Annotated in this window: 4 protein-coding genes and 1 pseudogene; all 5 read right to left on the bottom strand. The window is 68.3% G+C overall.

The window, feature by feature from the left end:
* Positions 1–164, bottom strand: a pseudogene (locus P3W85_RS45445) (BPSL1445 family SYLF domain-containing lipoprotein); the annotation flags it as partial.
* 240 nt (positions 165–404) lie between these two features.
* The gene (gene ruvB / locus P3W85_RS01805; RefSeq protein ID WP_017224820.1) at positions 405–1,463 is read right to left on the bottom strand and encodes a Holliday junction branch migration DNA helicase RuvB; all 1,059 of its coding nucleotides are present in this window, start codon (positions 1,461–1,463) and stop codon (positions 405–407) included.
* Between the two features lie 88 nt (positions 1,464–1,551).
* Positions 1,552–2,133 (bottom strand): Holliday junction branch migration protein RuvA, encoded by a 582-nt coding sequence (gene ruvA, locus P3W85_RS01800; RefSeq protein ID WP_017224821.1) that lies wholly within the window; start codon positions 2,131–2,133, stop codon positions 1,552–1,554.
* Between the two features lie 152 nt (positions 2,134–2,285).
* A complete protein-coding gene (locus tag P3W85_RS01795) occupies positions 2,286–3,485 on the bottom strand; it encodes a glycerophosphodiester phosphodiesterase (protein WP_276263507.1) in 1,200 nt (399 codons plus the stop codon).
* Between the two features lie 100 nt (positions 3,486–3,585).
* Positions 3,586–4,131 (bottom strand): crossover junction endodeoxyribonuclease RuvC, encoded by a 546-nt coding sequence (gene ruvC / locus P3W85_RS01790; protein ID WP_017225963.1) that lies wholly within the window; start codon positions 4,129–4,131, stop codon positions 3,586–3,588.
* Positions 4,132–4,423: the final 292 nt, after the last annotated feature.

The raw sequence follows: 4,423 nt of genomic DNA, 5'->3' as shown, positions 1-4,423 counted from the left end.
TACAGGCGGTTGAGCGCGCCGTCGACGCCCGCATCGATCTCCCTCTTCTTGGTCGACGCGTCGGTTGGCACATAGCGGTCGGTTGTGGTGCAGCCCGCGGCGAACGCGGTGGCTACGAGCAGGCCCGAGCCCGCCATCCGGGTGACAAAGCGGCGTCGATTCATGTGCTCTCTCCTGTCTGGGGAAAAGTAAGCCGGCCGCCTGGCGATCCGGTACTTTGGCGCTTCGGCGTCTGCCGTCGCCCGTCCCGGGGCGGTCGGGGCTCAGTCATTGTGGACAAGGAGGCAACGGCCAGCAATGCATGACAAAAGAATTGTCTGCGGGGCGCGAAATTTTTTAATGCGAGGCGCCGGGTGCCTGCCCGCTGCCGGCGCCAGGCGCGGGCAGCGGGCCATCCCGCTCGATCATGGCGCGGGCAGGTCGCCGCTATCGCCGGGCGCGGCCAGCCCGAAGTGCCGGTAAGCGGCAGGGGTGGCCATGCGGCCTCGTGGCGTGCGCTGCAGGTAGCCTTGCTGGATCAGGTAGGGCTCCAGCACGTCCTCGATGGTGTCGCGTTCCTCGCCGATGGCGGCGGCAAGGTTGTCCACGCCCACCGGGCCGCCGCTGAACTTCTGCAGGATAGCCTCCAGCAGCTTGCGGTCCATCAGGTCGAAGCCGACCGCATCCACGTCGAGCATGGCCAGCGCCGCGTCGGCGATGGCGCGCGTGATGTTTCCGTCTCCCTTGACCTCGGCGTAATCGCGCACGCGGCGCAGCAGCCGGTTGGCGATACGCGGCGTACCACGCGCGCGGCGGGCGATTTCCAGTGCGCCCAGCGGGTCGATGCGCGCATTGAGCAGTTGCGCGGAGCGCGTGACGATGCGCGACAGTTCCTCGGCGGTATAGAACTCGAGCCGCGCCACGATGCCGAAGCGGTCGCGCAGCGGGTTGGTCAGCATGCCGGCACGCGTGGTGGCGCCGACCAGCGTGAAGGGCTGCAGGTCGAGCTTGACCGAGCGCGCCGCGGGGCCTTCGCCGATCATGATGTCGATCTGGTAGTCCTCCAGCGCCGGGTACAGGATTTCCTCGACCACCGGCGACAGGCGGTGGATCTCGTCGATGAAGAGGACGTCGTTGGCTTCCAGGTTGGTCAACAGCGCGGCCAGGTCGCCGGGGCGCTCCAGCACGGGTCCCGAGGTCTGGCGCAGGTTCACGCCCATCTCGCGGGCGATGATGTGCGCCAGCGTGGTCTTGCCCAGCCCCGGCGGCCCGAACAGCAGCACGTGATCGAGGGCTTCGCGGCGGTTGCGCGCGGCGTGCATGAAGATGTCGAGCTGGCCGCGCACCTTTTCCTGGCCGACGTATTCGTCGAGCAGCTTGGGACGCAGCGCCCGCTCGAAGGCCTCCTCGTTGGGCGAGGCGGTGGTGGGGGCGATCATGCGGTCGCCGCTCCGGTCGGGGGCAAGCTTGTCGGTTTCGATCATGAGTCTGAGACGGGCAAAGTGGTTCGATTGTAGCCCCTCCGGGCAGGGCGCCGGCCGCGCGTGCCCGGCGCCGCGCGGAGCGCGGCGGTCAGCCCTTCGACAGCGACTTCAGCGCCAGCTTGATGCCGTCCGACACGCCGGTGCCGGCCGGCACCTGCTTGATCGCCAGCGCCGCCTCTTTCTCGGAATAGCCGAGCGCCAGCAACGCATTGAGGATATCGACGGCGTTGTCGTGCACCGGCGCGCTGCCGGGCGCATGGCCGAGTTCGGCGCCGAGCTTGCCCTTGAGTTCGAGCAGCAGGCGCTCGGCGGTCTTCTTGCCGATGCCCGGCACCCGCGTCAGGCGTCCGGCCTCCTGCAGCGTGATGGCCTGCGCCAGCTCGCCGACCGACATGCCGGAGAGCACCGCCAGCGCCATGCGCGCGCCGATGCCGGTGATCTTGATCAGCTCGCGGAAGGTGTTGCGCTCCGTGGCGCTGCCGAAGCCGTACAGCAGGTGCGCGTCCTCGCGCACGATCTGCTGCGTCAGCAGCGTGACGGGATGGCCGACGGCGGGCAGGTTGTAGAAGGTACTCATCGGTACGTCGATCTCGTAGCCGACGCCGTGGCAATCGACCAGCAGGTGCGGGGGATTCTTCTCGATGAGGGTGCCGGCGATGCGTCCGATCATGGTGTGGTGTCTGCAGCGAATTGCGGCGCGCGCGCCTGGATAAGATGAGGGGGCGATGGCGCCGCCGGGAAGGGCACGCCATCGCAAAGGCCGCCAGTGTAGCCCAGCGTGCGGTACGCCGGTGAGCGCCGCCATCCAGGCCATCTTTGCGGCTAGTGCCCCAGCGTGTCCACCGCCTGCCGGCCCAGCGCCGGATCGTCGGTGAAGAAACCGTCGATGCCCGCGGCGAGGAAGGCCTGCACCTCGCGCACCATGCCGGCGGGGCTGCGCGTGGCGTCGTCGCCGCCGGTGCGCAGGTTGCGCGGCAGGAAGCGGTTTTCCGGACGGAAGGTGTAGGGATGGACCAGCAGTCCGGCAGCGTGCGCGTTGTGCACCAGCGCGCTCGGTGCGCCAAGGTTGCCGTTGGCGTCGAGCGGCACCACGCTGGACTTCTCCGGGCCGATGCCGCTGGCATAGCTGGCGACCTCGCGCAGGCCGATCGGCGTCATCATGTCGGCGAAGGTGCGCGTATCGCCGGCCAGGCGCCAGTCGGCCGGCCGGCTCCTGGCGCCGCCCATCAGTTGCACCAGCTTCACGTTGGGCATGCTGCCGCCCAGGCGCCGGTGCAGCTCGCGCAGGTTGCCGGTCTCGAACGACTGCACGAAGACCGGCGCGCTGCGCGTGTAGGCGTGCGCCCGCAGCGTGGCCACCAGCTTTTCTTCCAGCGGCAGGCCGATGCTGCGGAAATAGCTCGGGTGCTTGGTCTCCGGATACAGCCCGATCACCCGTCCGCTGCGCTGGGAGGCCCTGGCTACCATCTCGATGATCTCATCGAAGGTGGGGATCTCGAACTGGTCGTTGTACCGGGTATTGGCCTGGCGCAGCTGCGGGATGCGCTCGCGCGCGCGCAGCGTCTTCAGCTCGGCCAGCGTGAAGTCTTCGGTGAACCAGCCGTCCAGGCGCTCGCCGTCGATCACCTTGATGCGCTTGCGGCTGGCGTATTGGGGCAGCTCGGCCACATTGGTGGTGGTGCCGATCTCGTTTTCGTGGCGGGCCACCAGCACGCCGTCGCGGGTCATGACCAGGTCCGGCTCGACCACGTCCGCGCCGTCCTCGATGGCACGCTCGTAGGACGCCAGGGTGTGCTCCGGGCGCAGCGCGCTGGCGCCGCGGTGTCCGATCACCAGCGCCTTGGGCGCGGCAGGCGCCGGGCCGGGCACAGGGACTGGCGCGGGGGCAGGCGCCGGCGCCATGCCGACGGGCGGCGCGGCGCAGCCGGCGAGGACCGCCACCGCAATCGCGCCGAGCAGCGCGGGCAGGCAGGCCAGGGGAGACGGGCGAGGCGAACGCAACGAGAGGGGCGAGCGGGACATCGGCATCCTTTGACGGGGCAACCGCTCGATTGTAAGAGGTAAGGGACCTGGACTTGCCGGCGCCAGCCCGAAGGGCGGCCGGGCGCGGTTGGCTGGCCGCTCAGCCGATCAGGCGGCCACGGCGGACCCGCATGCCCTTGCGCACCAGCTCCGGGGCCAGTCCGGTCAGGGCGCCGAGCGTATTGCTGCCATTGGCGTGGCAGATCGCCATGCCGAGCGCATCCGCCGCGTCGGGGCTGGGCCGTCCGGACAGGCTCAGCAGGCGCATCACCATCTCCTGCACCTGCTCCTTGTTGGCACGGCCATAGCCGACCACCGCCACCTTCAACTGCAGCGCGGTGTACTCGAACACCGGCAAGCCATAGCCCATCAGCCCGCAGATCGCGGCGCCGCGGGCCTGGCCCAGCAGGAGCGTGGATTGCGGGTTGACGTTGACGAACACCTTCTCGATCGCGGCGCAATCGGGAGCGTAGGTGCGGGTGACTTCGCTGATGCCGTCGAAGAGGGTTTTCAGCCTTGCCGGCAGGCCGGTCTCACCGTCGCTCTTGATGGTGCCGGAGGCGATGTAGGTCAGCTTGTTGCCGTGCTTCTCCAGCACGCCGAAGCCGGTGGTGCGGAGGCCGGGGTCGATGCCGAGGATACGCATTAGTTGATTGTAGCGCTGTGTTTGTTTTTGGGATTTTGTTGGGGATTTTTGCGTTTGTGGGGACCTGATGTTGGTCTGCAGGGCCTAAAGGCGGTGTTCCGTCAGGCCCTCGGGCACATGGAGGTGTCACTTTTCTTTACTCGTAAAGAAAAGTAACCAAAAGAAAGCGATCCTTGCAGGAGGCTGGCTTGTCGGGCTTGCTGGCTTTGCGGATTCGCGGTGGGCGCGACAGTCCTGCCTGACTGCTGGCGCTACCGGCACGAACGGCGTTGCCACTGCGAATGACGGTGGT

The organism is Cupriavidus basilensis, assembly GCF_029335485.1.
Classification (GTDB): domain Bacteria; phylum Pseudomonadota; class Gammaproteobacteria; order Burkholderiales; family Burkholderiaceae; genus Cupriavidus; species Cupriavidus basilensis_E.
Note: the sequence above shows the minus strand (reverse complement) of the source record. Positions and strands in the feature narration are given on the sequence as shown.